Annotated in this window: 23 protein-coding genes; 15 read left to right on the top strand and 8 right to left on the bottom strand. The window is 63.8% G+C overall.

The window, feature by feature from the left end; translation table 11 throughout:
- Positions 1–51: 51 nt before the first annotated feature.
- The 4 genes from F600_RS0119325 to F600_RS0119310 all read right to left on the bottom strand — a co-directional run bounded on the left by F600_RS0119325 (position 52) and on the right by F600_RS0119310 (position 3,244).
- Positions 52–1,065: a hypothetical protein gene (locus F600_RS0119325; protein WP_018162294.1), complete on the bottom strand. Its 1,014-nt coding sequence runs from the start codon at positions 1,063–1,065 to the stop codon at positions 52–54.
- Positions 1,062–1,760 (bottom strand): hypothetical protein, encoded by a 699-nt coding sequence (locus F600_RS0119320; protein WP_018162293.1) that lies wholly within the window; start codon positions 1,758–1,760, stop codon positions 1,062–1,064. Before F600_RS0119320 ends, F600_RS0119325 begins: the two co-directional genes overlap by 4 nt.
- 281 nt (positions 1,761–2,041) lie before the next feature.
- Positions 2,042–2,431, bottom strand: coding sequence for a hypothetical protein (locus F600_RS0119315; protein WP_018162292.1), 390 nt, complete (start codon positions 2,429–2,431; stop codon positions 2,042–2,044).
- A gap of 126 nt (positions 2,432–2,557) precedes the next feature.
- Positions 2,558–3,244 (bottom strand): TetR/AcrR family transcriptional regulator, encoded by a 687-nt coding sequence (locus F600_RS0119310; RefSeq protein WP_018162291.1) that lies wholly within the window; start codon positions 3,242–3,244, stop codon positions 2,558–2,560.
- Positions 3,245–3,472: 228 nt separating this feature from the next.
- On the opposite strand from F600_RS0119310, the gene F600_RS28995 reads away from it, so the two are divergent.
- The gene (locus F600_RS28995; RefSeq protein ID WP_018162290.1) at positions 3,473–4,501 is read left to right on the top strand and encodes an acyltransferase family protein; all 1,029 of its coding nucleotides are present in this window, start codon (positions 3,473–3,475) and stop codon (positions 4,499–4,501) included.
- Here F600_RS28995 and F600_RS0119300 read toward each other — a convergent pair.
- A complete protein-coding gene (locus tag F600_RS0119300; protein WP_018162289.1) occupies positions 4,498–5,145 on the bottom strand; it encodes an SIMPL domain-containing protein in 648 nt (215 codons plus the stop codon). The genes F600_RS28995 and F600_RS0119300 overlap by 4 nt on opposite strands.
- Positions 5,146–5,271: 126 nt before the next feature.
- On the opposite strand from F600_RS0119300, the gene F600_RS0119295 reads away from it, so the two are divergent.
- The 7 genes from F600_RS0119295 (at position 5,272) to F600_RS0119265 (ending at position 10,207) form a co-directional block, all read left to right on the top strand.
- Positions 5,272–5,844 (top strand): dihydrofolate reductase family protein, encoded by a 573-nt coding sequence (locus tag F600_RS0119295; RefSeq protein ID WP_026306727.1) that lies wholly within the window; start codon positions 5,272–5,274, stop codon positions 5,842–5,844.
- A gap of 14 nt (positions 5,845–5,858) precedes the next feature.
- Positions 5,859–6,212, top strand: coding sequence for a YciI family protein (locus F600_RS0119290; protein WP_018162287.1), 354 nt, complete (start codon positions 5,859–5,861; stop codon positions 6,210–6,212).
- 41 nt (positions 6,213–6,253) lie between these two features.
- Positions 6,254–7,252 (top strand): zinc-binding alcohol dehydrogenase family protein, encoded by a 999-nt coding sequence (locus F600_RS0119285; RefSeq protein ID WP_018162286.1) that lies wholly within the window; start codon positions 6,254–6,256, stop codon positions 7,250–7,252.
- A 146-nt stretch (positions 7,253–7,398) separates the two neighbouring features.
- Entirely contained in the window at positions 7,399–8,004 is a 606-nt protein-coding gene (locus F600_RS0119280; protein WP_051090853.1) for a DUF4352 domain-containing protein, read from the top strand.
- A gap of 147 nt (positions 8,005–8,151) precedes the next feature.
- A complete protein-coding gene (locus F600_RS0119275) occupies positions 8,152–8,754 on the top strand; it encodes an HD domain-containing protein (protein ID WP_018162284.1) in 603 nt (200 codons plus the stop codon).
- Positions 8,755–8,777: 23 nt separating this feature from the next.
- The gene (locus tag F600_RS0119270) at positions 8,778–9,356 is read left to right on the top strand and encodes a hypothetical protein (RefSeq protein ID WP_018162283.1); all 579 of its coding nucleotides are present in this window, start codon (positions 8,778–8,780) and stop codon (positions 9,354–9,356) included.
- Entirely contained in the window at positions 9,353–10,207 is an 855-nt protein-coding gene (locus F600_RS0119265; RefSeq protein WP_018162282.1) for a hypothetical protein, read from the top strand. Before F600_RS0119270 ends, F600_RS0119265 begins: the two co-directional genes overlap by 4 nt.
- Here the strand turns inward: F600_RS0119265 and F600_RS0119260 are convergent.
- The 3 genes from F600_RS0119260 to F600_RS0119250 all read right to left on the bottom strand — a co-directional run bounded on the left by F600_RS0119260 (position 10,204) and on the right by F600_RS0119250 (position 13,699).
- Positions 10,204–10,449, bottom strand: coding sequence for a hypothetical protein (locus tag F600_RS0119260; RefSeq protein ID WP_018162281.1), 246 nt, complete (start codon positions 10,447–10,449; stop codon positions 10,204–10,206). The two genes, F600_RS0119265 and F600_RS0119260, sit on opposite strands and share 4 nt — an antisense overlap.
- An 89-nt stretch (positions 10,450–10,538) precedes the next feature.
- Entirely contained in the window at positions 10,539–11,411 is an 873-nt protein-coding gene (locus F600_RS30685) for a rhodanese-like domain-containing protein (RefSeq protein ID WP_018162280.1), read from the bottom strand.
- Positions 11,408–13,699 carry a nitrite/sulfite reductase gene (locus F600_RS0119250; protein ID WP_018162279.1) on the bottom strand — a complete coding sequence of 764 codons (2,292 nt, stop codon included), beginning with the start codon at positions 13,697–13,699 and terminating at the stop codon, positions 11,408–11,410. Before F600_RS0119250 ends, F600_RS30685 begins: the two co-directional genes overlap by 4 nt.
- A gap of 181 nt (positions 13,700–13,880) precedes the next feature.
- On the opposite strand from F600_RS0119250, the gene recC reads away from it, so the two are divergent.
- The 7 genes from recC to phaZ all read left to right on the top strand — a co-directional run bounded on the left by recC (position 13,881) and on the right by phaZ (position 25,921).
- Entirely contained in the window at positions 13,881–17,057 is a 3,177-nt protein-coding gene (gene recC / locus F600_RS0119245; RefSeq protein WP_018162278.1) for an exodeoxyribonuclease V subunit gamma, read from the top strand.
- Positions 17,054–20,284: a UvrD-helicase domain-containing protein gene (locus tag F600_RS0119240; protein WP_018162277.1), complete on the top strand. Its 3,231-nt coding sequence runs from the start codon at positions 17,054–17,056 to the stop codon at positions 20,282–20,284. Before recC ends, F600_RS0119240 begins: the two co-directional genes overlap by 4 nt.
- Positions 20,281–22,041: an exodeoxyribonuclease V subunit alpha gene (recD, locus tag F600_RS0119235; RefSeq protein ID WP_018162276.1), complete on the top strand. Its 1,761-nt coding sequence runs from the start codon at positions 20,281–20,283 to the stop codon at positions 22,039–22,041. The genes F600_RS0119240 and recD overlap by 4 nt, the downstream gene beginning before the upstream one ends.
- 240 nt (positions 22,042–22,281) lie before the next feature.
- Positions 22,282–22,848 carry an adenylate kinase gene (locus F600_RS0119230; RefSeq protein WP_018162275.1) on the top strand — a complete coding sequence of 189 codons (567 nt, stop codon included), beginning with the start codon at positions 22,282–22,284 and terminating at the stop codon, positions 22,846–22,848.
- Positions 22,849–23,014: 166 nt separating this feature from the next.
- Positions 23,015–24,505, top strand: a complete 1,491-nt coding sequence (locus F600_RS0119225; protein WP_018162274.1) for a long-chain-fatty-acid--CoA ligase — start codon at positions 23,015–23,017, stop codon at positions 24,503–24,505.
- Between the two features lies 1 nt (position 24,506).
- Positions 24,507–25,127: an adenylate kinase gene (locus F600_RS0119220; RefSeq protein WP_245541572.1), complete on the top strand. Its 621-nt coding sequence runs from the start codon at positions 24,507–24,509 to the stop codon at positions 25,125–25,127.
- A complete protein-coding gene (gene phaZ, locus F600_RS0119215) occupies positions 25,124–25,921 on the top strand; it encodes a poly(3-hydroxyalkanoate) depolymerase (RefSeq protein ID WP_018162272.1) in 798 nt (265 codons plus the stop codon). The genes F600_RS0119220 and phaZ overlap by 4 nt, the downstream gene beginning before the upstream one ends.
- Positions 25,922–25,966: the final 45 nt, after the last annotated feature.

Here is a 25,966-nt window from a genome sequence, read left to right as displayed (position 1 = left end):
ACCCCGCCGACCAAACACTTTCGCGGAACCCAGAGCGCTGCGCGGTCGTCGTCAGATTCCTTCAAGAAATACCTTTGCGCCCGCATGAGCCGCCTTCTCAGCTCCATCGCAGGTCTTCGCTCTCGCAATGACGGTGCTCACCATTTCCGTTGAGTCGAGACCGACCACGCGGTCGTAGTGCCGCCCGTCGCGCGGATCGCCGGTGTCGATAGTGATCTCGCAGAAGTCGTTGAGCGTGAGCCGCGTTGCGGCCATGCCATCGACGGCGAACTTGGCATCGTCCGGATATCCACCGGCACCCTTGAGCGTGTAGCCCAACTGCACTGTCGTCCACGGGCGACCCGCGATGTGAAACCTGCATCGGTCGAAGCCGGAGTTCTCGACGTCGATGTCGAAGTCCTCACCATCGGCCAGCGCGGCGGCGGCCAGACAGGGATCGCTCACGGTGGCGGCGTGGAACGCGTGGAATTCGGACTTCCCGCGCAGCGGCTTGTCACTGAAGTGTTTGAGCGATGCCCGAGTGATCGACCTCAACGTGTCACACAACGGGACCTCTCCATGTTTGAAGATCGAGATGCGGAGGTCGTACCCCGCGGCGAACGGAACGAAGTGGTCGCAGGTGCTGTAACTCTCGAGGTTCTCGAATCGCGGTTCTTGCCGAGAGCGTTCGTAGACAGCGTTGCCATCCAAGTCGATCGGTTTGGCGTCCCACTTTCCGCGGAGCACTGAGGGGACCAAGTCCGTGTCGAGCTCGATCAGTTGGCCCGGGGCCTTGGCGTTGACACCGACAACGCAGCCACTCGATGCACGGGTCGCATCGGGTTGTTCAACCGGGCCGAGCTTGCTCAAGGTCTTAATGTCGAAGTAACCACAGAGGTCAAGCATTCGAAGCCCGGCCATCTGAGCGACGAACGTCCTGTCTTCGTTGTCAAGAGCATCGACATACGAAGGTGATCCCGCGACGGGCAACGCAGAAGGATTGGGCAGACCGGACACGTTTGCCGTGCATCCCGATGCCACCACGATTGCGCCGACTGCCATCAGCGCCTTGACTGACCGTCTCATTTGCTTGCCTCCAGGAACTTCTGTGCGAAGGCCTTGATGGCCTCGGTGAGCTGTGTGCGACCGATGTGCACGGTGATGTCGATGCCGCGGTGGTCGACGATTCCGTCGACATGGATGTTTTCGCCGACCGTGGCCTTCAGCCGGGCGTCGGGCTTGTCGAGAATGTCCACCCCGGTTAGAACGGTGTGTTCGGCCAGGACGTGGGGTCGGCTCTGCGCGGCGATGCTGCCGTCGGGACCGATGAAATCGCAGGTCAAGACGCCGGGATTGACCGAGCCGCGGGCGCTCGTGATCGTGCCGACGACCGCTTCCGCCTCGGACCTCAGTGCTGCGCATTCGGCGGGCAGGTCGACTGGTGCGATTTGATAGTCGTCACGGACCGGGTCGACCGACGCCTGGACTCGATCCGCCACCTTGGGGTCGACCATCACGTGGATATTGCCGGCGGGGTGCGCGATGGGCGCGCTCAGCGTGACGAAGTGCTGGGTCATCGTGCCGTAGAGGCAGTAAGCCCACGGCGAGGACGGTCCTTCGAGGAGTCGCTTCGTGACCGTGATCGGCTCGTCGAGTTGGCGGGCCAGGTCGCGCGCCGAAATCAGGTCACAGAAGTCTGGCGTCTGCGTCGTTGCTTGTGACGGCGCGGCGCAGGCAGACAAGGCAAACGCAGCGAGTGCCACGACGAGTTGCTTGATCACGCTCGATTGGACGCAGCTGCGGTCCAATCGGTTCCGTCAGAATAGTTAGTGGGACGGTCCGAACACCCGGGCCCGGGCGTTGCTGGCATCGACGTGGTCGCCCCCGACGGTGACGCCCACTATGACTGCGTTGTCATGACCGGTTGCACTGGCGAAGTTGTTGTTTGCGGTGCTGTAAGTGCTCTCTACGTTGTTGCCTGCGACAGCGATGTTGCGATTTCCGACTGACGTTGCGGTGTTCTTGTTGGCGGCGCTGCCGGGGCTGTCGATGTTGGCCCCCGCTACGACGAGGTTTCCCGAGCCGATCGCCCGGGCCGTGTTGTTGTCAGCGGTCGCGCCGCTACTGCCGGTGTTGCTGCCGGCGGTGGTTGGTTGTTGGTGCCTACCGCGATCGCGGTGTTGTTGTTCGCCGTCGCATCGGGGGAGTCGACGTTGGTCCCGGCGGCCGCGGTGTTACCGCTGCCGACAGCGAGCGCTCGGTTATTGGTGCCGTCGCCGACGGCGCAGGTGTTGCTGGTACCTACGCTGACGTTGCGCGGTCCGACGAAGTTGTTGCCACTCGACGCGTAGCAGAAATCTGCGGACGCGGTGCCGGGGAGGAGTGCGAGCCCGCCCGTGGCAAGGGCGAGGGTGAGGAGAGTCTTGGCTGTGTGGCGTGCGGTGATGTGCATGTGAACGTGCCTTCGGTCGGCAATGCTCGATAGGTGCCCGGTAGTGCCTCACTGAACCGCCGTTCGGGCAGTATGTTCCGGTTTTGTCGATAAATCGGACAAATGTGCCCGACCCGAGCGGTTAAGTCAGAATTCCGCGCGCGAATCGGTCTCGATGACCAGCAGGTAGGCCTTCATCAGTCGCTTCAGTTCGGTGACCGCGGCTTGCTGGTCTTGGCCGTCCTGAATCGAGAAGTTGAGAATCGCGAAGACCGACTTCACGAGGACCTGTGCCATCAGCATTCGCTTGGCCTCGGGTGTGCGCGGAACCAGTGGTCGGATCATGCCGGCGACGATTGCGGCGAACTCGTTCTGGTGAATCTGCCCGGTCAGACGCGTGGACGGGGTTGACTCCATCGCCATCCACACTTCTTTGCGCGAACGGTCGTTCACCCAGAATTCGGAGAGGTGATCGACGAACGTGTTCATGAACTGCAGCCACTCGATCGACGGCACCTCGCCGTTGAACTCCTTGAGCTTTTCACCGACGGCCGCGAGGTCCTGGCGGTTGAGTTCGGACACGATCACATACTTGTTCGCGAAGTACCGGTACAGCGACCCGATCGGTACTTGCGCACGGGACGCGACTTCCTCACACGTGAATGCCTCGAACCCGACCTCGGTCAGGAGTTGACGCGAGACACTCAGCATCGCGTCGAATTTCTGCTGGCTTCGTTCCTGCGTCGGACGGCGGCGAGGCAGAAGTTCGACGGGCACATCGAGGACAGAGGTGTGGACTCGAACGTCGGAAGTCGTCGGCGAATCCACGATCACAAGGTTACCGCCGCGTAGCTTGGGGAGTGCGCATTAGGTAGGCGGGCATCGTGTCCAGGGTTTCCCGCGTGCGCTCCGAATGAGGGCGCAGCGATTGCCGTATTCGTGCTATTTGCGCAGGTAGTAGCGCGTGTTGTGGTCGCCGTGAGCCGAATATCGCGATTTTCAAACCTGTGGCATTGGCCGCACAATAATTGAGTCGGATAGATCACGCGGAGGTGGTGCTCAATGATCGAGCTTCCGCGCCCGAACCGGGTCCCGGCGGTTGGTGCAGCCTCGGGCAACCGCGTCGATTGGGTCGACATCGCCAAGGGCTTGGCGATGGTCCTCGTCGTTCTGTACCACGTCTGTCTGTTCATGGTGGCGAGGCATTTGACGCCCGCCGACTGGAACCGCGTCAACGGATTCCTGCAGCCGGTTCGCATGCCGCTCTTCATGCTGACGTCCGGATTGTTCGCCCAGAAGATGATCAAGATGGCGTGGCTGCCGGTGCTTCGCACGCGGGTCGCGCTGATGATCTACCTGTACGTCGTGTGGCTGTTCATGTTCTTCGTGGTGCACAACCTGCTGCCCGACGCGGTACGACACCGCGGCTACGCCAAGGCATCGAATCTCATCACCGGGTTGTACTGGCCGACGAACGCCCTCTGGTACCTCTATGCGATCGCGATCTTCATCGTTCTGGCCAAGCTTCTGAGTCGCGTGCCGATCCCGGTTCAACTGGGGCTCGCACTGGCCAGCGCAGTGTGGATTCAGTACGACAACTACGTGCGCTTCCCGTACACGAACTTCTTCGAGTACTTCCTCTACTTCCTCATCGGTCTGCACCTCAAGGATGTGGTGATCGAAATCGGACGGCGTGCGTCGTGGGCTCTCCTCGCCGGCGGCCTTGCGAGTTACGCCGCGTTCGATCTGCTGAAGAACGTGCTGCATTTCCCGGCGTTCAAGGTCGGGATAAGCATCGCCGGTGTCGCGACCGCGGTCGTGATCTCGTCGATGTTGGTCGGCACCCACGTTGGTGCTGTCCTCAACAAGATCGGTCAGAACACGTTGCCCATATTCCTCATGTTCGACATGTGGATCGCACTGTGGACGTGGGTGCTGATGCAGGGGCACAAGTTCCCCGGTTCGCCGCTGGTGGTAACCGCGCTGGTCGTCATTTCGGGGCTGGTGATGCACCGACTCCTCATGTGGGCACACTGCCGCTGGCTGTTCGAGTTGCCCAGCCTGCCGGTGAAGAAGAAGGTCGCAGCTTAGGTGACGAACTGTGCCTCGACCTCGGCGTGGATGTCGATGTCCTGCGGTTCGAGGTCGAGTTCCGGGAGAGCGTCAGAGGCGGCGGCGAGTCGCATCATCGGCGCGTGCATCGGCTGCGCCAGAACACCTGGATCGCTGATCCGCCGCGGTGCGACGGGTCCGAGTTCGAGCGCGTCGGCGTAGTCCTGCGCACGGGCTTTGGCTTGCCGGACCGCTTCTTGACGCGCTTTGCGTTCGGTTTCCGACCGGTTTGACTCGGTGAGGTCCCAGCCGATCCCGTGGATCGTCAGACCCTCGACCTGACTCATCGCGGTGATCCATCTGCCAAGTTCGGCGAACTCGACGAACTCGGCCGTGACGGTGACGCGCGCGGCGTGAATGAAGGGGAGTTGCTTGCCCTTCTCGTGCCACGGCCGCCGGGCGCTCGTGACGACCTGATCGAACGCGAATTTCCTGACGGGACCGCGGGTGACGTCGTGGATCGCTTCCAACGACGCCCGTACCTGGGCGAGGGACCGCAGGACCGCTTCGAACACGGGAGCGGCCGACGACCCCTCCCGCGACAGCGTCGCGCTGACGGTCGCGCGCTCGGGCGGAAGCTTGATCGAATGGGAACCGCGAACGTTGATCGAGATCTTGGCCATGAACGCGAGGCTAGCCCTCAAACTGCCTCGAAAAAATAGTTCGAGAGTTAGTCGAATCGGGCATCGCATGTTCGACGGGGTAGTGAGGTGGCTGAAGGGCAGCCCCCAAACGGAAGGATCATCGCCATGCGCAAGCTAGTGGCGTTCGAGCAGCTCACGTTGGATGGCTACGCCGCTTCCGCGGAGGGAATGGGGCTCGAGTGGACGTTCCGGGCGTACTCCGAGGAGTTGGCGGCCTACGTCGACGACCACGTGCGAGCGGACTTCGATACCGCCGTCTACGGCCGGCGTACGTATCTGTTGATGTCCGAATACTGGAGCACGCAGCCGACACCGGAGAGCACAGAGCACGATCGGGCTCATGCCGAGTGGGTCAACAAGGTCGACAAGATCGTGTGCTCGACGACGCTGGAAACGGCCGACTGGAACAACACGCGGCTGGTGTCGGGGGACCTGGCCCAGGAGTTCACTCGCCTCAAGGAGGAGTCCGGCGAGACGATCGCGATCTTCGGAAGCCCGAAGCTCGTCCACTCGTGCATCGAACTCGGACTCATCGATGAGTTCCGCGTCATCGTGCACCCGGTCACTGTCGGTGCCGGAACGCGTCTGTTCCCGGACAACTTTGCCACCGATCTCGATCTGCTCGAGTCGACCTCGTTTGCCACCGGCGCGGTTTACCTGCGCTACCAGGTTCGTTGAGAAAGGCTGAAGCCATGCAGTATTTGATGTTGATTCGTCTCGATCCCAGTCTCGCGCCCACCGATGGGCCCGACGACAAGCTCATGGAAGAAATGGGCGTTCTGATGGACGAGATGACGAAAGCTGGTGTCCTCGTGAACACCGCCGGATTGCGCCCGATCGAGGAAGCGACCCGCGTTCGCCAACGGCGCGGGCGGCAGAAGATCGTCGACGGTCCGTTCGCCGAATCCAAGGAGGTCATCGGCGGATTCTGTCTGCTCGAGACCGCTTCGAAGGAAGAAGCGGTGGAGTGGACCTCGCGCTTCCTCGCAATCCACGGCCCCGAGTGGGATGTCGAGGTCGAGGTTCGACAGCTCGATCAAGGCTAGAAGTTCGTTCGCCGGCCCGCAGCGTGCAGCACACTGGACGTATGCGGGCATGGCGGGTTCTTCGGCCCGGTCCAATCGGGTCGGTTCCTCTCGAATTCACCGATGTGCCGGTGCCGGAACCGGAATCGGGGGAGTTGCTGGTTCGCGTCGTGTCGTGCGGCGTCTGCCGAACTGATCTCCACGTGGCCGAGGGCGACCTGCCGGTTCACCGGGCGGGGGTCGTCCCCGGGCATGAGATCGTCGGCGAGATCGTTGGTATGGGACCAGCAGTCAGTGGATTCGCCGTCGGGGAACGCGTGGGAATCGCGTGGCTGCGGTCGACGTGCGGCACGTGTCGCTACTGTCAGCGCGGGAGTGAAAATCTGTGCCCGAACTCGCGCTACACCGGTTGGGATGCGGACGGTGGCTATGCCGAATACGCCGTCGTGCCAGCTGAATTCGCACTGTCGCTGCCGGATGGCTATTCCGACGCCGAACTTGCTCCGCTGCTCTGCGCGGGCATCATCGGTTACCGCGCCCTCATGCGCGCCGAAGTACCGTCCGGCGGACGGCTGGGCATCTACGGTTTCGGCGGCAGTGCCCACCTGACCGCGCAGGTCGCGCTGCATATGGGTGCGGAAGTCCACGTGATGACGCGTGGCGAGAACGCGCAGAAGTTGGCCCTCACCCTGGGCGCAACCTCGGCGCAAGGCCCGGCGGACCCACCGCCCGTGCTGCTCGACTCGGCAATCATGTTCGCGCCAGTCGGCGACCTGTGTCTGCCGGCGCTCGCGGCGCTCGACCGCGGCGGAACCCTGTCGGTCGCCGGAATCCATCTGAGCGATATCCCGGCCTTGAACTATCAGCGCCATCTCTTCCAAGAACGGCAGATCCGGTCGGTGGCATCGAATACGCGACAGGATTCGCGCAGTTTCCTGGAATTTGCGGGCCGCCATCATCTGGAAGTGAGTGCGACGCCGTACCGTCTCGACCGCGCGCAATCGGCGCTCGCCGACCTGTCTGAGGGGCGAATCACGGGCGCTGCGGTGCTCTTTCCGTAGCGGGCGAAACTCTTCAAAAGCTCTGTAGCTGAACAATCTTCGCTGTTCAGGCAGTGTCGCGCGCCGAAAACTTGTCAGAGGTCAGCCGCATAGTACTGATGCGCACCGAGCAAGCGGTGCAACGACACGCCCGAAATGGAGAAAAAATGTTCAGTACGGAAAGTTCGCCGGAGGGTTACCCGCCCCCGGTTCAGGGCCAGCCGCAGTACGCGCCGCAGGGCTACTACGTCCCGCAGCCGCCGAAGAAGTCGCACAAGGTGCGGAACATCATCATCGGGGTGCTGGTGTTTTTCGTGATCGCGGCGATGGCCGCCAACATGGGTGGTGGGTCGACGAAGCAGACCGCTGCGGCCGACGCGGGCCTGAACACCCCGGTTCGGGACGGATCGTTCGAGTTCGTCGTGACGAACGTTGAGCGCGGGATCGGCACTGTCGGCGACAATCCCTATCTGCAGAAGAACGCGCAGGGCGCCTTCACGATCGTCCACCTGACGGTCAAGAACATCGGCGACAAGCCGGAGAGCTTCGTCCCCGGCAGCCAGAAGGTCTTCGACGCCGCCGGCCGCGAGTTCACCAACGACGCTGCAGCCGCGCTCAACCTCGAGGCGGAAACCAGCCTTCTCGCCGAGATCAATCCCGGCAACACGGTCACCGCCGCCGTGGTCTTCGACCTCCCGGCCGGCTCGGATGCGAAAACCATCGAGCTGCACGACTCGCTGTTCTCCGGCGGAGTCGTCGTCAAGCTCGATTAGTTGCCCGGCGGGGTGTCTGCAATTGCCCCGCCGACCTCGCGGAACGCCACTTGTCGTACCCGCGTGTTTACCTGAAATCCGGCCGGTCGCGACCCACAAGGTCGCGCTCGTGCCGCCAATCGTTCTTGCTAGAGAGGAGAACGAAACATGATCAATCCAGAGTCCTTGGGCCGCGCGGTCACCTTCGCCGCCGCGGCGCACGCTGATCAGACCCGGAAACGTGCGGAGGGTGACCTCCGTCCGCGCATTCCGTACATCAGTCACCTGCTGGCAGTGGCGTCGATCGTGATCGAAGACGGTGGTGACACCGAGGAGGCGATCGCCGCCCTGCTGCACGACTACATCGAGGATGTCGAACCCCACGGGGCCGACAAGATCGCGGCCGAGTTCGGAACACGTGTTCAGGACATCGTCGTCGGCTGCACCGGTGCCAAGAAAGCGGAGATCCCGGACTTCCGCACCCGAAAGCAGCATTACATCGACCACCTGTGGTCGGAGCGGTCCACTGGCGTGATTCGGGTGTCGCTCGCCGACAAGGTCCACAACGCCCGGTCGACCGTGAACGACCTCGTGGTCGACGGTCCGGCCATGTGGGACCGCTTCAATGCCGGGGCCGCGGATCAGCTCTGGTGGTACGGCGAACTGTCGGCGGCGTTCGTGGGGCACTCGTCGCGCGGACGGGCCGATGCCGCACGGGCTGCGGAATTCGCGGGTCTGGTGTCGCGCATGCGTGAGCTCTCGACCAACTGACCCGACCGGAGAAGGACATAGTCATGGGGTACTACGTGGAGATTCCGGCGGACAACATCGGGCGGATTCTCGCCCACTTCCGTCCGCCGGAACACCAGTTGATCGACGTTCGCCTTGATCCGAAGGGTGCTGAGGGAACAGCGTCCTTCGCGGACACCATGCGGACCGTTCTGCATGCGATCGTCACGGACTGGCCGGCCGGCACCGTGTTCGTCGCCGCCTTCGACGACGACATGCGATACGTGCAGGGCATGCACTATCCGACCTCATGGCTCATCGAATTCGGTCGTCAGGATGCGGAGACCATGCGCCGGGCGACCGCGGACGGTTGGATCAATCCCGAGGACATTCCAGCTGGTCACGCCGATTTCGACAGCCAGATCGAATGGCAGAACAACCTTGTTCAGGAGCTTGACTGGCAGGTCGATGGCTTGCCGAAGATCGCGGCGGAGCTCGAGAAGGCGGCGTTCGACTATCTCGGCGCAGGCCCGGAGGACGTCTTCGGGTTGCAGATCTTCTATCACGACGAGGCTGGCGACCCAGACGAGGACGTCGTCGTCGTGCCGACGGACGAATTCGAGGAAAGCGTGGTGGCGCAGTGATCGACGAAGTGAGGGAGTGCTTCGATCGGCTCCGAGCGGAGTTCGGCGTCGTCGTGAAGCCGCTCGACGGACCGGCGTGGACACGTGCGAGATTCGCGCTCGGGCCGTTCCCGGCTCTGCTCGAACTGGATGAAGAGTCGGGATTCGCCAGCGCGTTCGTCGCGCTGCGCGGGTTCCCCGAGAAGGAGACGACGGAAGTTCTCGCTCGGGTGGACCTTCCACGGCCACTCGTGCACAGCCCGCGTTTCCACGTCGACCCAATGCTCGTCGAATATGTGCTCGAGTTCAGTGATTTCACCGTCGAGCGTGCACTTCAGATCGTGGCAACGGCGTCGATGATGGCGGTCGAACTGACGGAGAAGGCGTGGGACGAGATCGGCGATGGCTGGCAGCAGCACTACGGTGATGCGGGGCTCGCGCCCGGTGACGCGAATACTGCGGAACCATGGCGACTCCTTCGGACCGATCTGGTGCCGTTCTATCCGTGGGACGACCTCGATCCGGAGGCCGAGCGGCGGACGCCGCGAACGGTGATCGAGAACCTCACCCCCGGCGACTGGACCGATCTGCAGGACATGCTCTTGTTCGCGCGTGAAGCTCAACCGCCACTGCATTACGAGGCGGCGGAGGCACGGCAGTTCATCGCGCGATGTCTTCTGCTGAACAACGAGGACTTCCTCGACCCCGCCGAGAATTCTCGTGCGATCGAGGAATGGTCGATCGAGCACACGCTCGCGACGCTCACCCGCATGCTCGTGTTCGACGCGACACCGTTCACGAGGTGGCTACACCTGTTCGAGGAGGGAACCACTTCGAGGTTGTTGCAGCGCGTGCAGACCTTCAGCAGCTAATCAGGTGCGTCGAACGGCCGCGGGTCGTTATGCAGGTGCTGGATATGTCGGATCCGACGGCCGAAGCCGGCGAGGACGAACAACGTGCCGGTACACAGCAGTCCGAGCAGCAAGACGGTTCGTTCGTGACCGGCGTAGTTGGTGATCGCGGACGGAACGAAAACGAGAGTTCCGATTCCTAAGAACAACCAGACGACGGCCGGCAGATCCCAGCCGTTCCAGATATGAAGTCGTGGGTCCATAGAGCACACCCCACCTCTAGTGTCCTCTTTGACCTGCGCAAACGAAACAGCACCGACCGCAGTGGGTCGGTGCTGTTCGCAGGGAAAGGCTAGTACCGCGGCAGTGACGGGTCGATGTAGTCGACCCAGGCCATAATGCCGCCGTTGAGGTTCCAGGCATTCTCGAAGCCCGCAGCGCGGAGCTTCTCGACGGCCTCGGCACCACGGAAACCGGCGCGGCAGTGCGCGACGATGTGTGCACCCTTGTCGAGTTCGTCGAGGTGGGCGTCGAGTTCGCCGAGTGGGATGAGCCTTCCGCCGATGTTGACGGTCTCGAATTCGCTCTCCTCACGAACGTCGAGGAGCGTGAAGTCCTCGCCGGACTCGCGCAGCTTCTTCAGATCACGTGCAGAGATGTCCCACTTGCTTTGGCGCGCAGCCTGATTGCCGCCGAGCTTGCCGAGGACACCCTCGGCGCCCGGGACGCCCACAGCCACCTGCGGAAGCGTCCGGGGGTCGCTGTTCTCGACCGCCGAGACTTCGGCCTTGCCGAACATGTCCTCGGCAACCGGGGAGACGGCAGACACGGTCGCGGCGAGGATCTCGTCACGGGACCCCAGCTTGCGGTCGGCCACCGTGACGGTCCACGACGAGAAGTCGAAAGTCGTCGGCAGACCGCCGTCTTCGGTGATCTGGTCGGCAGCACCGAGCAGGATGCGAACAGCCTCGCGGTACTGCTCCTCGATCGACGTGCCGCGACGTTTGAGCGTCACCGAGAACGACGACGGCGTGAGGTTGTAGTCGAGGTCCTGACCCACGAGCATGACGCCCGGACCGTCCGGCACGTGCCGGTAGTCGGCGACGTCGAGGATGAAGCCCTCGACCAGGCTGCGCTGGATGAACCGGTGGAACACACCCGCAGCGTTCGAGAGGTCGGCGCCTGGCGTCGCCGGAACGGCGACCGTCAGCTTGAGGGGGTTCACTTGGCTCCTGCCGGGGTGCGCGGGGTGCGGGTCGGGATCGTCCGAGTCGGCTTGATGACGGTCTTCGCCGCTTCGATCTTGGCCTCGCATGCGTGCGCCGCCTCGATGAACAACTGAGCCTCCTCGACGCGCTGTGCAGCGATCGTGAGGTTGTCCGTCGGTGCCGGGTCAGCGTGGAAGTCGAGCAGGTAGGCGCCGAACTTTCCACCGGCGAAGCGGTCGAAGAACAGTTCGGTGTCGAAGAAACGCTTCTTCCACTCGGCGACGACCTGCTCCGGGTCCTCGGTCACGTCCGGGAACTCGGAACGCACGAGAGCGCGCGCAGCGAGAACCATCGCGTTGTAGGCAAGCTGCTCGGCCTTGGTCGCGTCGTGGTCTTCCTCGAGCGCGAGCTGTGCGTCCCACGACGCCGACTCGGCCTTGAGGACCTCGAGCCCGAACAGCGACACGACCTCACCGGCGCACTCACCGACACCGTGGTCACCCATGGTGAACAGGCGCGCGTCGGCGAAGTCGGTGTAGAACTCCGGACCCTCGGCGTAGACCGGGATGTCGGAGAACGGGTCGACGATGGCCTTGAGGCCCCGCTTTCCAAGACGCAGCGACCAGTCCTGGAAGGTCTCGCCATCTTCGCGTCCGGCGAGGTACTCCTCGATCAGTGCGTCGACGACCTTCGGTGCGTTCTTCGAGGGAACGGCACCGACGGCCATGCCGTACTTGCCCGCATTCTCCTTGCGCTGGCCACCGAGGATGACCTGGAAGTGCGGCACCCGACGGCCGTCCATACCGCGCGAGTTTCCGTAGAAACCGATGTCGGCGAGGTGGTGCTGACCGCACGAGTTGAAGCAGCCCGATGCCTTGATCGACATCGCCTTGACCTGCTCGTCCTGCTCTTCTGCACGCGGGATCATCTGGTCGCGCAGAACGCCGGCGAGGCCACGCGAGGAGGCGATGCCGAGCTTGCAGGTGTCGGTGCCGGGGCACGCGGTGACGTCGGCGATGGTGTTCGCGCCGGCGGCGGCCAGGCCAATGGCCTTGAGCTCGGAGTAGACGGCCGGAAGGTCGGCGTCGGAGATGAAGCGCAGAACCATGTTCTGGTCGACTGTCGTGCGCATCTGGTCGCCCGAGTACTTCCGGGCGATGTCCGCGAGGCCACGAGCCTGCGTCGACGTCAGGTCACCGATGGGGAGGTGAATCGTGACGACGCGGTAGCCCTTCTGGCGTTGCGACATGACGTTGGTGACGTTCCACGTGTCGAAGCCCTCCGGACGCGGTGCGCCGTTGAGGGGGAGTGCTTCGCGAACGGGCTCGCCCTGAGTGACCGGCAGGTTCTGGATGTAGTCCAGGTGACGCGGGTCAGCCGGGATCGTCTTGAGCTCTTCCTCGACGAGCCGACGGAACTCTTCGATGCCGAGCTTGGCGACGAGGAACTTGATGCGGGCGCGGTTGCGGTTCTTGCGCTCTCCGAGCTTGGCGAAGATGCGGGCGATCGCCTGCATCGTGGTGAGCAGGTCCTCGACCGGAACGAACTCGCTCAGGGTCTCGGCCTGGTACGGAACCGTGCCGAGTCCGCCGCCGACGACGACCTTGAAGCCGCGCTTGCCATCGACGACGCGCCCGATGAAGCCGCCGTCGTGCATCTGGACGAGACCGCAGGCCTCGTGCTCGCAACCGGAGAAGGCCGGCTTGAACTTACGACCGAAGTCCTGGACGTCCGGGTGGCCGAGGAGGAACTCCATCATGGCGCGGGCGTACGGCGCGACGTCGAACGCCTCGGTGTGGCAGACGCCGGCGAGAGGGCACGCGGTGATGTTGCGGATCGAGTTACCGCACGCTTCCTGCGTGGTGATGCCCTCCGACGCGAGGCGGCGCATCATGTCCGGGGTGTCCTCGATGTGCACGTAGTGCAGCTGGAAGTCCTGGCGCGTGGTGACGTGCAGAATCGCGTCCGAATACTCCTCGGCACAATCGGCGATGACCTCGAGCTGTTCCGGCGTCAGACCACCGAACGGAAGCTTGATGCGCTGCATACCCGGCGCGTCCCACGCGGTGTCGGGACCCTTGGTGGGCTTGTCAGCGAATTCGAGCTGGCGGGTGGCGTAGCCATCGAAGCGCTCGCCATTGTCGTAGCGCTGGCCGTACGCGCCGCGACGAAGGCGCGTTTCGGCGAATACCTTCTCGTCGAGCTTGCCTTGGAGGCGAAGGCCGATCTGACCTTCGAAACGGTCGATCTCTTGGGCCCACTTCTCCGGCATCTTGCCGTCGAGCAGGTTGCTCCAGGTCGTCATCTAGTTAGAACTCTCGCTGGTTGTCAACAGGGCAGGGGCTAGCTGCTTGTGAATCAAGCTGCAATCATATCGGGAATCCGACACCGCTTATTCCCGCGGTCTCCTCAGTGCTTCGTCCACCGTTCGGCGGACGCGCAGCGACGCGAGCGAATTTGTCAGACCCATCGGTAAGAATCGAGCGGTGCTGAGGATCTACCGTGCTGACCGTTCCGAGGACCTGGCTGGCGGGCTTGCCCGCCTGCTGATGGCTCCATTACCGGATCCGTTTGCACGGGAAGTCATAGCGGTCCCCGCGAAGGGGGTTGAGCGGTGGATCAATCAGCAACTCGCGACGGTACTCGGGGCCCAGTCGGGCGACGGCATCGCCGCGAACATCGACTACGCGCCGCTCGCCCGGATCTGCGGGGACGCCATCGCGATCGCTTCGCACATCGACCCGAAAACTGATCCCTGGCATCCCGACAACCTGGTGTGGTCGGTTCTGGACGCGATCGACGACGTCATCGACGAGCAGTGGGCGCGGGTTCTCAAGCGCCACCTCGGCGCTGGCCAGATCAGCCACCGCAACGGTCGCCGCTATGCGACCGCATCGATGCTTGCCGGCTTGTTCTCGAGCTATGCCGCTCAGCGGCCAGGGCTGTTGGTTGACTGGGCGGCGGGGCACAACGCGCCCGATGCAGATCTCGCATGGCAGTCCGAGTTGTTTCGCCGCGTGCGCGAGCAGATCGGGCCGAGTCCGGCCGAACGCCTTGCGACGTCGTGTGCCGTGATCCGCCGGCAACCGGAGCTGCTTGATCTTCCGGAGCGAATTTCGGTCTTCGGGCCGACGCGGTTCACGTTCGAGCAGATATCGGTCTTTGCGGCGATTAGCGCCCACCGGGACGTTCACCTCTGGTTGCCGCACCCGAGCCCGACGATGTGGGACTCGCTCGCCGGCCTGGACGTACCCGTCACCCGCGCGGCCGATGCGAGTGCACAGCAGTTGCACCATCCTTTGCTCCGCACGCTTGCGCACAGCGTCCGGGAGATGCAGATGACGTTGGCGAACGTCGAGTCCGAATGCCTGTCAACGGAGTCGCCGGCGTCCACGCTGCTGCAGCAACTACAGGACGACATCCGCAACGACCGCACGCCGACGCCGATCACACGGGATTCCTCGCTCCAGGTACACAGTGGGCACGGACCGGCACGACAGGTCGAGATCCTGCGCGAATGTCTGCTCGGTGCGTTCGAGGACGATCCCACGCTGCAGCCGCGGGATGTGCTCGTGATGTGCCCGGATGTTGAAACCTACGCACCCCTCATCCGTGCGGCATTCGGACAGGGGATCGACGGGCACCCGGCTCATCAGTTGCGCGTGCGACTCGCCGACCGTGCGTTGAACCAGACGAACGACGTGCTCATTGCCTTGGACGCGATCCTTGCGCTCGGCGGCAGCCGGGTCACCGCAAGCGAATTCGTGGATCTGTGCGCGATGCCCGCCGTGGCAAACCGGTTCGCGTTCGGCGATTCCGAAGTCACCAGAATTCGGGAGTGGATTGCCCACTCCGGTGCGCGTTGGGGGCTGGGTGATCACCAGCGGGAGACGTTCGGCCTCGGCTCGCTGAAGAACGGCACGATCGGGCTCGGACTCGACCGTGTGGTCCTCGGTGTTGCCGCCGACGAGGGTTCGGGGCAGTGGCTCGGCATGGCGCTACCCCTTGACGTCGAGTCGAACGACATCCTGCTCGCCGGTCGGGTTGCGGAGCTTGCCGATGCCCTCGATGACGTGATCGTGGCATTCGAGGAGCCGCGTAGCGCAGCGGACTGGTTGACGCTGCTTGGCAGCCTGGTAGACACCTTCACGGGGGTCGGCCGCGATGACGAATGGCAGCTCGTCCAGGCACGGCGTGAGCTCACGTCCGCGCTCGGCCAGGGCGACGACAAAGTGTTGCGCCTGGCGGATGTGCGCGCGATGTTGGCCCGCGTCTTCGAAGGTCGTGCGTCGCGGTCGAACTTCCGCAATGGCGACCTGACCGTGTGCACGATGGTTCCGATGCGGTCGGTTCCACATCGCGTCATCGCCCTGCTCGGCGTGGACGACGCCACGTTCCCCCGCAAAGCGAACCCCGACGGCGACGACGTTTTGCAACGGTCGCCGCTCGTGGGTGAACGCGACGCCCGCATGGAGGATCGCCAACTACTGTTGGACGCGATCATGGCGTGCCGGCAAGCGCTTATGGTGTTCTACACGGGCGCGGACCCGGTGACCGGAAAGAGTTGGCCGCCAGCGATTCCCGTCGCCGAGTTGCTGGATGTGGTGCGCCGGATGACGGGTGCGGACATCACCCGGGAACATCCCCTTCAGCCGTTTGACGTGCGCAACTTCATCAGCCCGTTCAGCTTCGACCCGGTCGCGCTCGCGGGTGCGAAGGCCCGTCTCGAACCGGTCGTCGTGCCCGCGCAACCGTGGGCAATCGAGCTGCCCGCGGTACCCGCTGGTGATGTCGCGCTGGAGAACCTCAAACGGTTTGCCGTGCATCCGGCGCAGGCGTTCCTCCGCCAGCGCTTCGGAATCAACTTGGGTGACTTCGACGTCGTCATTCGTGACGAACTTCCGATCGATATCAACGGGCTCGAGGAATGGGCTATCGGCTCGCGCATGCTGGCAGCGGCCCTTGCCGGACACGACCGCGAATCGCTCAAGCAGGCCGAATGGCGACGAAATGCTCTCCCGCCGAAGCGCATGGGGATGGCGAAGTATCGGGAGATCGAGGCTGCCGTCGGAGCCCTGAAAGCCGGCGCGGACCGATACCGGATCGGTGAGCCCGCGGTTCGCGACATCGATCTGGATATCGGTGACGGTCGTCGCCTCCTCGGCACTGTCCCGCAGATCTTCGAGCGCACGATCGTCGCGGTGTCCTATTCGTCGCTCAAGCCGAAGGACCGGATGGCGATGTGGGTGCAGCTTCTCGCCTTGGCATCGCAATATCCGGGGGATTGGCGCGCCGTCGTGGTGGGCAAGGCGAAGTCCGGCGGCAAGGTCTCCGCCGGCGTGAAGGTGTTGACCGCTCCGGACAAACCTCGGGACGTACTTCGAGACCTGGTTCGAATTCGAGATGAAGGGCTGCGCAAACCGTTGCAGGTCGGTCAGAAAGCCAGCGAAGACTATGCCCGCTGGATTTTGCGGAAAGCGAGCGTTCCCGACGCCCTGCGTCGGTCCGAGCAGTCTTTTACGTCGAAATTCGGGGATCGCAGTACCGACGACGTCATCAAGTACGTATGGGGCGCAGACGTGTCGTGGAGCGATTTCGCGAGTGCGGAATTCCAGCGCTATTCGTGCGAACTGTGGCATCCGCTTCTGGAGTGTGAGAAGTGAGCGACACTCTCTCCTTTGATCTGCTCGCCGACCTTCCGACGGGTACCTCGATTCTCGAAGCCAGCGCGGGGACCGGAAAGACGTATGCGATCACGGCACTTGCGGTGCGGTGCATTGCCGAGGGCAAAGCAACGATCGACCAGCTGCTCGTCATCACGTTCACCAACGCGGCGACGAGTGAGGTGCGCGAACGTGTCCGGCACCGATTCGTCGAGGTCAGCGAAGCCTTGAACAATCCTGGTGCGGCCGAAGACTCGGACGACCTGGTGCGATTCCTGGCGGCCGAGGATGTCGAAGCGCGACGCGATCGGCTCGCCCTAGCAGTGTCCAACTTCGACCAGGCGACCATCGTGACCACGCTGAGCTTCTGTCAGCGAATGTTGGAAAGCCTCGGCATCGTCGGCGACCGCGATCCACACGCCCAGTTCGTCGAGGAGCCCGAGGATCTCTGGGCACAGGTGTACGCCGACGAGTATCTCGCCCGGTTTGCCTCCGCAGAACGCCAGCTCAACTGGGACAACACCACGAAGATGCTCCGCGTTGCCACGAAGGATTCGCAGTCTCCGATCGTCGACGCCGGCGGTGACGATCTCGAGGCGGGCCAGCGTTGGCGTCTCGCCGTCGCCGCGCGGGCGGAGATCGACCGACGCAAGCGACTCGGCGGAATTCGCGACTACTCGGATCTGCTGTCGCTGCTGGCGGAGACGCTTCGTGATGACGTTGCGGGCCCGATTGCGTGTGAACGCATTCGGGGAAAGTACGCCGTTGCGCTCATCGACGAATTCCAGGACACCGACCCGCTCCAATGGGAAATCGTGGAGCAGGTATTTCACGGGCACGTGACGTTACTGCTGGTGGGAGACCCGAAGCAGGCCATCTACGGGTTCCGTGGAGCCGATGTCTTCAGCTATCTGAACGCCAAGCACAAGGCACACAGCAGCTACCGCCTCGAGAAGAACTGGCGATCGGACGACCGGCTACTGAAGGCTCTGGATTTCATGTGGGGCGGCGCAGCGCTCGGTGACGAGGAAATCGTCGTGACGAGCGTCGAGGCCGAGCACCCAACGAGAATCACCACCGAACATCCCATCCGCGTGCGCTACCTGAGTCGGCTCGCCGCGGGGCCGGTCGTGGCGGGCCAATACACGGCACCTGAAGATGCGCTGCCCAAGGTGGACCAGGTTCGTCCGTTCATCGCGCGCGATGTGGCGGCGGACATTTTGCGGCTGTTGAATTCTGGGGCGACGATCAGCAACGAGCCTGTCACTCCCGGCGATATCGCCGTGCTCGTCCGCACGAACGAGCAGGCCGAGGACGTGGCGATCGAACTCGACCGACTCGGTGTGCCCTCGGTGCTGACCGGCAACTCGAGCATCTTCGCCACCGCTGCGGCGCGAAACTGGATGCGCGTCCTGCAGGCACTCGAATCGCCGTACCGCAGTGGTGTGGTTCGGCTGGCGGCGATGACGCCCCTACTCGGGTACACAGCGGAGAAGCTCGACACCGGGGGAGACGATCTCGCCGCCGATCTCGGCCTGGAGCTCCGAGTGCTCGCCGAACTCGTGACGACCAGCGGTTTCGCGGCGATGTTCGAGCGTCTCGTCACCACGTTCTCGCTCTTCGAACGACTCCTCGCAACCCAGTCCGGCGAACGTGACCTGACCGATCTACGGCACCTCGCCGAGACTCTCAACCGGGCCGTCGTCGAGGAGGCGCGCGGAATCACCTCGCTGATCCGGTGGCTGTCGGACCGCATGAACGACGTCAACACGAAGAAGACGATCCGCGACAAGAGTCGCCGCCTCGAGAGTGATGCCGCCGCAGTTCAGATCGGCACGATTCACGTCAGCAAGGGTCTCGAATATCCGATCGTCTATGTGCCCTTTGCATGGGACACCTACGTCGGGTCGAGCCCGGACACTCTGACCTTTCATCAGGACGGATCGCGATGGCTCGATGTGGGTGGTCCAAGCGGGAAGGGATACGACGCCCGCCGGGTCGTGCACCAAGCGGAGAGTGTCGGCGAGCAACTGCGGTTGTTCTATGTGGCGTTGACCCGCGCGAAATGCCAGTTGGTTCTCTGGTGGGCGCCGACCTTCAACACACCCCATTCACCGCTCCAGCGCATGACCTTCGGGCGCGCCAATGCCCCCACCGGAATTCCGCCGGAAGCGAGTGTTGTTCAGGACGACAAGGTTTCCTCGTTCTTCGAACACTGGGCCAGCAGGTCTGGCGGGCTGATCGGCGTCGAGCGGGTAGCTGGCGAACCGATTGATCTCGAACGGTGGCAGCGTGACGCCGGCGCCGGAGCCGACCTCACACGCCGTGAATTCACCCGCGACCTCGACGTCGCTTGGCGCCGCACGTCGTACTCGGCGTTGACCGCACAGGCGCATGAGCACGCCTATGTCGCGAGTGAACCTGACCTCGATGTCACCGAGGATGAGCCGAACGAGCGGGTCGAGGGCACCGGTGGACCACTCCCGATGAATGTCTTTGCCGGTGGTACCGCGTTCGGAACGCTCGTGCACGAGATCCTCGAGTACGCCGACACCGACAGCAAGGATCTGCGAGCAGAACTCGTCGAACGCTGCCGTGAGGCGGTGTCCCTCCGCGGCGCCGGTCTCGATGTGGAGACCCTGGCGAATTGCCTGTTCGCCGTGATGCAGACACCGCTCGGATTCGGTTCGCTCGCGAAGATTCCGACGAAGGATCGACTCGCGGAACTCGACTTCGAACTTCCGTTGCAGGGCGGCTCGATCGCGGCGATTGCCGACCTGTTCGCTCGGCATGCCGACGGACCGCTTGCCAACTACGCCGACCAGTTGCGAACCGTGGAGTCGAACCCGCTGCGCGGCTTCCTGACGGGAAGTATCGACGCCGTCATCCGCACGCCCGCGGGGAAGTTTCTCGTGGTCGATTACAAGACCAACCGCATCGGCAGCGGCGAACTGACGATCGACGACTATGCGCCGGGGCCGATGGCGACCGCGATGATGCAGTCGCACTACCCGCTGCAGGCAATCCTGTATTGCGTTGCGCTGCACCGCTATCTGCGATGGCGATTGCCCGGCTACTCGGCTCAGGAACATCTCGCGGGAGTCCAGTACCACTTCGTGCGCGGGATGATCGGGCCCGAGACGCCAGCTGGCCACGGCGTCTTCGAATGGCATCCACCGGCCCGAATGGTCGAGGAATTGTCGGAATTGCTGGGAGGTGTTCGATGATTGTCGCGACCCGATCGACGGGGCTGTTGCGGACGTTCAATGAGTCCGGCTTTCTCGATGTCGCCGACGTGCAGGCGGCGATGCGCTTCGGCAGACTTGGCGGAGAGTCCGACGAAGTCGCGTTGCTCGCCGTCGGCTTGTGCGTCGCCGCATTGCGTGCGGGTTCGGTGTGCCTTGAACTCGCCCGCATGCGAGAACTGCCGTGTGAGGACGAGATCGACGTCGATGCTCTGCCGTGGCCGTCCGTCGACGATCTGCTGGCGGCGATCAAGCGCAGTCCGCTCGTCCTCGGCAACGGCACCGATCCGTTGGCGCCCTTGCGATTGGTCGACGACGAACTGTTGTACCTCACGAAGTATTTCGATCAAGAACGGACGATTGCTCGGATTCTCGATGATCGGGCAGGCACGTCGATCGACGTCGGTGACTACTCCGAGGTGCTGGCCGAACTGTTCCCCACGCCGGCGCCGGACCGTCAACGGATCGCGGCCGGAGTGGCGGTCAGCAGTCTGGCCACGGTCGTCGCGGGCGGTCCGGGTACCGGCAAGACGCACACCGTGGCCCGAATTCTGGCGGCGCTGTATCGCGACAATCCAGGGCTGCGAGTCGCGTTGGCCGCGCCCACAGGTAAGGCGGCCGCCCAATTGGAGGACGCCGTACGCGGCCAGGCCAAAAAGGTTGGTCTGCCCGAACTGCCCGCGGTGACACTGCACCGACTGCTCGGGGGCACACCGTCGGCGGGATCGCGCTTCACGTTTGGTGCGGACAACCGGCTGCCCTACGACGTCGTGGTCGTGGACGAGTGTTCGATGGTCGCGATGACGATGATGTACCGACTCGTCGTCGCGCTGCGTCCGACGACGCGTCTGATCCTCGTCGGTGACCCGGAACAGCTCGCCTCGGTCGACGCCGGTGCTGTCCTGTCAGATCTCGTCGCGCGCGGGTTCGACGGCACGCTGCCGTCGTGGCTCGAGCGGGAGGTCAATGCCGCCGGAAATCCGGACGAATCTCCGCTCACCGAGCACGAACGTGCGCAGGTGGGCGGAGGCATCGTCCGACTGTCGGTGGGCCGTCGATTCAACGAGGACATCGCCGATCTGGCCGCCGCGGTGCGCGAAGGGGACGGCGATCGGACGATCGACATTCTGACCGCCGGCGGGAAGTCGATCAGCTTCGGAACTGACCGCGGCTCGGTCCAGGACGCCGTCCTCGACGTGTTCGCCCGAGCCCGTGCCGCCGCTGAGTCCGGCGATGCGGAAGAGGCGTTGCGTATCACCGACGAGCACCGAATCCTGTGCGCCCACCGTGACGGCGTGTTCGGTGTCGGCGGGTGGGAACGCGATGTGACCAGGTGGCTGGGTATCGGCCGGGATTGGGTGCCCGGTCAGCCGCTCATCGTCAACGCCAATGACTACGACGTGAACGTCTTCAACGGCGACACGGGCGTCATGGTGACTCACGAGGGAGTGCTCATGGCGGCGTTCACGCGGGCGTCTGGTTCGCAGCTCGTTCACCCGGCCCGGTTGGCGTCTGCGACCAGCGCGTTCGCGTTGACCATCCATCGCAGTCAGGGCAGTCAGTACGACACCGTGTCGGTGGTTCTCCCAGGGGAGAAGTCGTCACTTCTCACTCGAGAACTGCTCTACACAGCGATCACGCGAGCCAAGAAGCATGTCCGAATCATCGGCACCGAAGAGGGAGTCAAGACGGCGGTGAACAAGCGCGTTCTTCGCGCGAGTGGCCTGCGTCGAACCTAGGGCGTGTCTGGCAATTCCACGACCTACTGCGCGGCGGTCAGGCGCACGGCCTGCGGCGTTGTCCTCGTCGCATATAGCTCCGCTATGTGCTCCTCGTCCGCCTTGCACACCGCACACCTGACCACCGCTCGCTACGGCCAGGAATTGCCAGACACGCCCCGTTGTCAAATCCGTTGTCCCCGGAGTGATCCTTGTCCTGAATGGGTTACGAGATCCCACCTGGCTGGGTACTTTCGATGCATGGTCAATAAGATCCTGCTGGTCGGTCCGCCTGGCTCCGGGAAGGGCACCCAGGGTGTCCGGCTTTCGGAGATCCTCGGGCTCGAGCACGTGGCAATCGGTGATCTCCTGCGCGCGGAGATCAGCTCGGGTTCTGAGCTCGGCGAGACGATCAAGGCGAAGGTCGCAGCAGGTGAGCTGGTTGACGACGACCTCATCCTCGGACTCATCGAGACCCGGGTTGAGGAGGCCGCCGAAAAGGGGTACATCCTCGACGGATTCCCGCGCTCCGTGGACCAGGCCCAGAAGGGTCGCAAGCTCGCCGAGCCGGTGGGTGCCCGTCCGGAACTGGTGATCTACTTCGACGTACCCGACGACATCGTCGTCGACCGCTTGACTGCGCGCGCCGAGATCGAAGGCCGTGCCGACGATAACGAAGAGACCATTCGCCACCGTCTCGCGCTGTTCCACGAGACCACCAAGCCGCTGCTCGAGTTCTATGAGAAGCAGGGTAAGGCGCGGATGATCGACGCCACGGCGCCGGTCGACGAAGTCACCGAAAAGATCCTGGAGCTGATGCGCGGCTAGAACCGCCGCCCCGGCTTATCCATGTCGGTTGTGCACGTGCACAACCGAATCAGTGCCCGCAGCCGTATTGAGCTGCGTTTTTGATGGCAATGATCAGTGCTGTCGCCTAATCAATGAGGACGAGGCCGACACGTTCTGATCCGCCACCGAATTCTCGAGGCACACCATGAATCTCGCTTCCCTCCTTGTCCGCTCGGCTGCGGACCATCGCGACCGGCCCGCGATCCGGCTCGGCGATGCCATCACGACGTACCGCGAACTCGATGCGGCCAGTGCCCGGGTCGCCGCGCTGCTCAACAGTCGGGGAGTCGCACCGGGAGACCGGGTCGGCCTCATGCTGCCGAATGTCGCCGAGTTTCCGGCGGTCTATTACGGCATTCTTCGCGCCGGCGCGGTCGTGGTGCCGATGAATCCGCTGCTGAAGTCTCGTGAGGTCGGCTACTACCTGAGCGACTCCGGAGCCTCGGCACTCTTCGTCTGGGACACGGTCGCCGACGAAGCCACCGCTGGCGCGGACGGTGTCGAAACCTACACCGTTGCAGCGGGATTCACCGATGCGCTGCCGCCGGCCGACGGAACGCTTACCGAACGCGACGCCGACGACACGGCCGTCATCCTCTACACGTCGGGTACGACCGGCCGCCCGAAGGGTGCCGAACTCACGCATGACAACCTCATGCGCAACGTCGAGGTTGTTCTCTCCGATCTGATGGCCCTTACCCCGGAGGACGTCGTATTCGGCGGACTCCCGCTCTTCCACGCATTCGGGCAGACCGTCAGCCTCAACGCCTCGATTGCCGCCGGTGCATCGGTCAGCCTGATGACCCGATTTGAGCCAATTGCCGCACTCGAACAGTTGGCCACTCATAACGCAACCGTTTTCGCCGGTGTACCCACGATGTACAGCGCATTCCTCGCGGTGCCGAACGCACCGGAGCTTCCCGGCCTTCGCGTCTGCGTCTCCGGCGGTGCCGCCCTCCCGGTCGAGGTGCTCTACCAATTCGAGCGTGCGTTCGGCTGCATGATCCTCGAGGGCTACGGACTTTCCGAGACCTCGCCGGTGGCGTCGTTCAACATGCCAACCAAGGTGCGCAAGCCGGGCACGATCGGTACCCCGGTCACCGGCGTCGAGATGCGCGTCGTGGACGCTGACGGCCAACCCGTTGCGCAGGGTGAGATCGGCGAGATCGCGATCCGCGGCCACAACATCATGAAGGGCTACTACCAGCGCCCGGAGGCGACCGCGGAAGTGCTCGCCGCCGACGGCTGGTTCCGTACCGGAGACATGGGCCGGATGGATGCCGACGGCTACTTCGCGATCGTCGACCGCAAGAAGGACCTCATCATCCGGGGCGGCTTCAACATCTACCCGCGGGAGATCGAGGAAGTTCTCTACGAACACCCGGCGATCGCCGAGGCCGCCGTCGTCGGAGTGCCGCACGAGTCCCTCGGCGAGGAGGTCGGCGCTGCCGTTGCTCTCAAGGCGGGAGCGAACGCCACCCAAGACGAGCTCCGCGCCTACGTGAAAGCGCAGGTCGCGGCGTACAAGTACCCGCGCCACATCTGGATCGTCGACGCTCTGCCCAAGGGAGCCACCGGCAAGATCCTCAAGCGCGAGATCAGCATTCCCGACTTCATCGCAGCTCAGGCCAACTGACATGTTCGACAAGATCGGCCCTACGAGGGCACCTAAACAGCGTTTGTCCAAGAAGATTCTCCTGCTCGGAGCTCCCGGCTCCGGCAAGGGCACGCAGGGTGCGCGGCTCGCGCATCACCTGTCTGTCGAGCACCTCGCCGTCGGCGATCTGCTGCGGGCGGAGATCAGGTCCGGTTCCGAACTCGGCCAGACCATCAAGTCGAAGGTCGAGGCGGGGGAGTTGGTGTCCGACGATCTCGTGCTCGAACTCATCTCCGCGCGGGCCGCGCAGATGGGCGAACGGGGCTACATCCTCGACGGATTCCCGCGGTCGGTCGTGCAGGCCGAGCGCGGACGCGAGGTCGCGGAGTCGGCCGACGCGGTGCCCGATGTCGTCATCTACCTCGATGTTCCCGAGGACGTCGTGGTCGAGCGCCTGCTTGCCCGCGCCGAGATCGAAGGTCGGGCCGACGACAACGAGGAGACCATTCGGAACCGAATGCGGGTGTTCCGCGACAGCACGGCGCCGCTGCTCGCCCATTATGAGAAGCAGGGAAAGGTGCGAGTCGTCGACGCGGTCGGCAGTCCCGACGAAGTCACCATAGAGATCCTTCATATTGTGGGAATGAGTGACGGGAAATGACCACTCGGCTCCGGCGGCTCCCCGTTCTCGGGCACGACATCAGGGTTTCGGTTCGCTCGGGAACCAACGGTCGTCCCCTCCTGCTCTGCAACGGCATCGGTGCCAGCCTGGATCTGCTCGAGCCGTTCGTCGATGCGCTGGACCCGTCCATCGAAGTCGTGTCGTTCGACGTGCCTGGCGTCGGCGCGTCTGGTGATCCGAAGTTTCCCTACAACTTCGCGATGCTCGCGTACTTCGTGGGGAAGATGATGGACCAACTCGGCTACGAGGACTTCGACGTCCTCGGGATCTCGTGGGGTGGTGGGCTCGCACAGCAGTTGGCGTTCCAAAATCCCTGCCGGGTCAAAAGGTTGATCCTGGTGAGCACGGGCACCGGCATGCTCATGGTCCCGGCGCATCCCCGGGTGCTGTCGAAGATGGTCACTCCACGCCGATACCGGGACCCGGAGTACGCAAAGGCGATCGCGGCCGAGTTGTACGGCGGGCAGATGCGCGACCACCCGGAGTTGGCGAAGCCGTTGCTGCACAACCATTCCCGGGTCGGATCGAGACGTGGATACCTGTTCCAGCTGATGGCGGGTGCGGGTTGGACGAGCTTGCCGTTCCTGCCGTTCCTCCGGCAGAAGACGCTCATCCTGGCCGGCACCGATGACCCGATCATCCCGCTCGTCAACGCCAGGATCATGCATCGGTTGATTCCGAACAGTGCTCTGCATGTCTACGACGACGGGCATCTGGGCCTGGTGACGAAGGCCGACGAGCTGGCGCCGGTCGTCAGCCGATTCCTTCGGTAGAACGAAAATCCCCTGGAACCCGTCGGGTCCAGGGGATTTCACGGT

Source organism: Smaragdicoccus niigatensis DSM 44881 = NBRC 103563 (assembly GCF_000380645.1).
Taxonomy (GTDB): Bacteria; Actinomycetota; Actinomycetes; order Mycobacteriales; family Mycobacteriaceae; genus Smaragdicoccus; species Smaragdicoccus niigatensis.
Note: the sequence above shows the minus strand (reverse complement) of the source record. Positions and strands in the feature narration are given on the sequence as shown.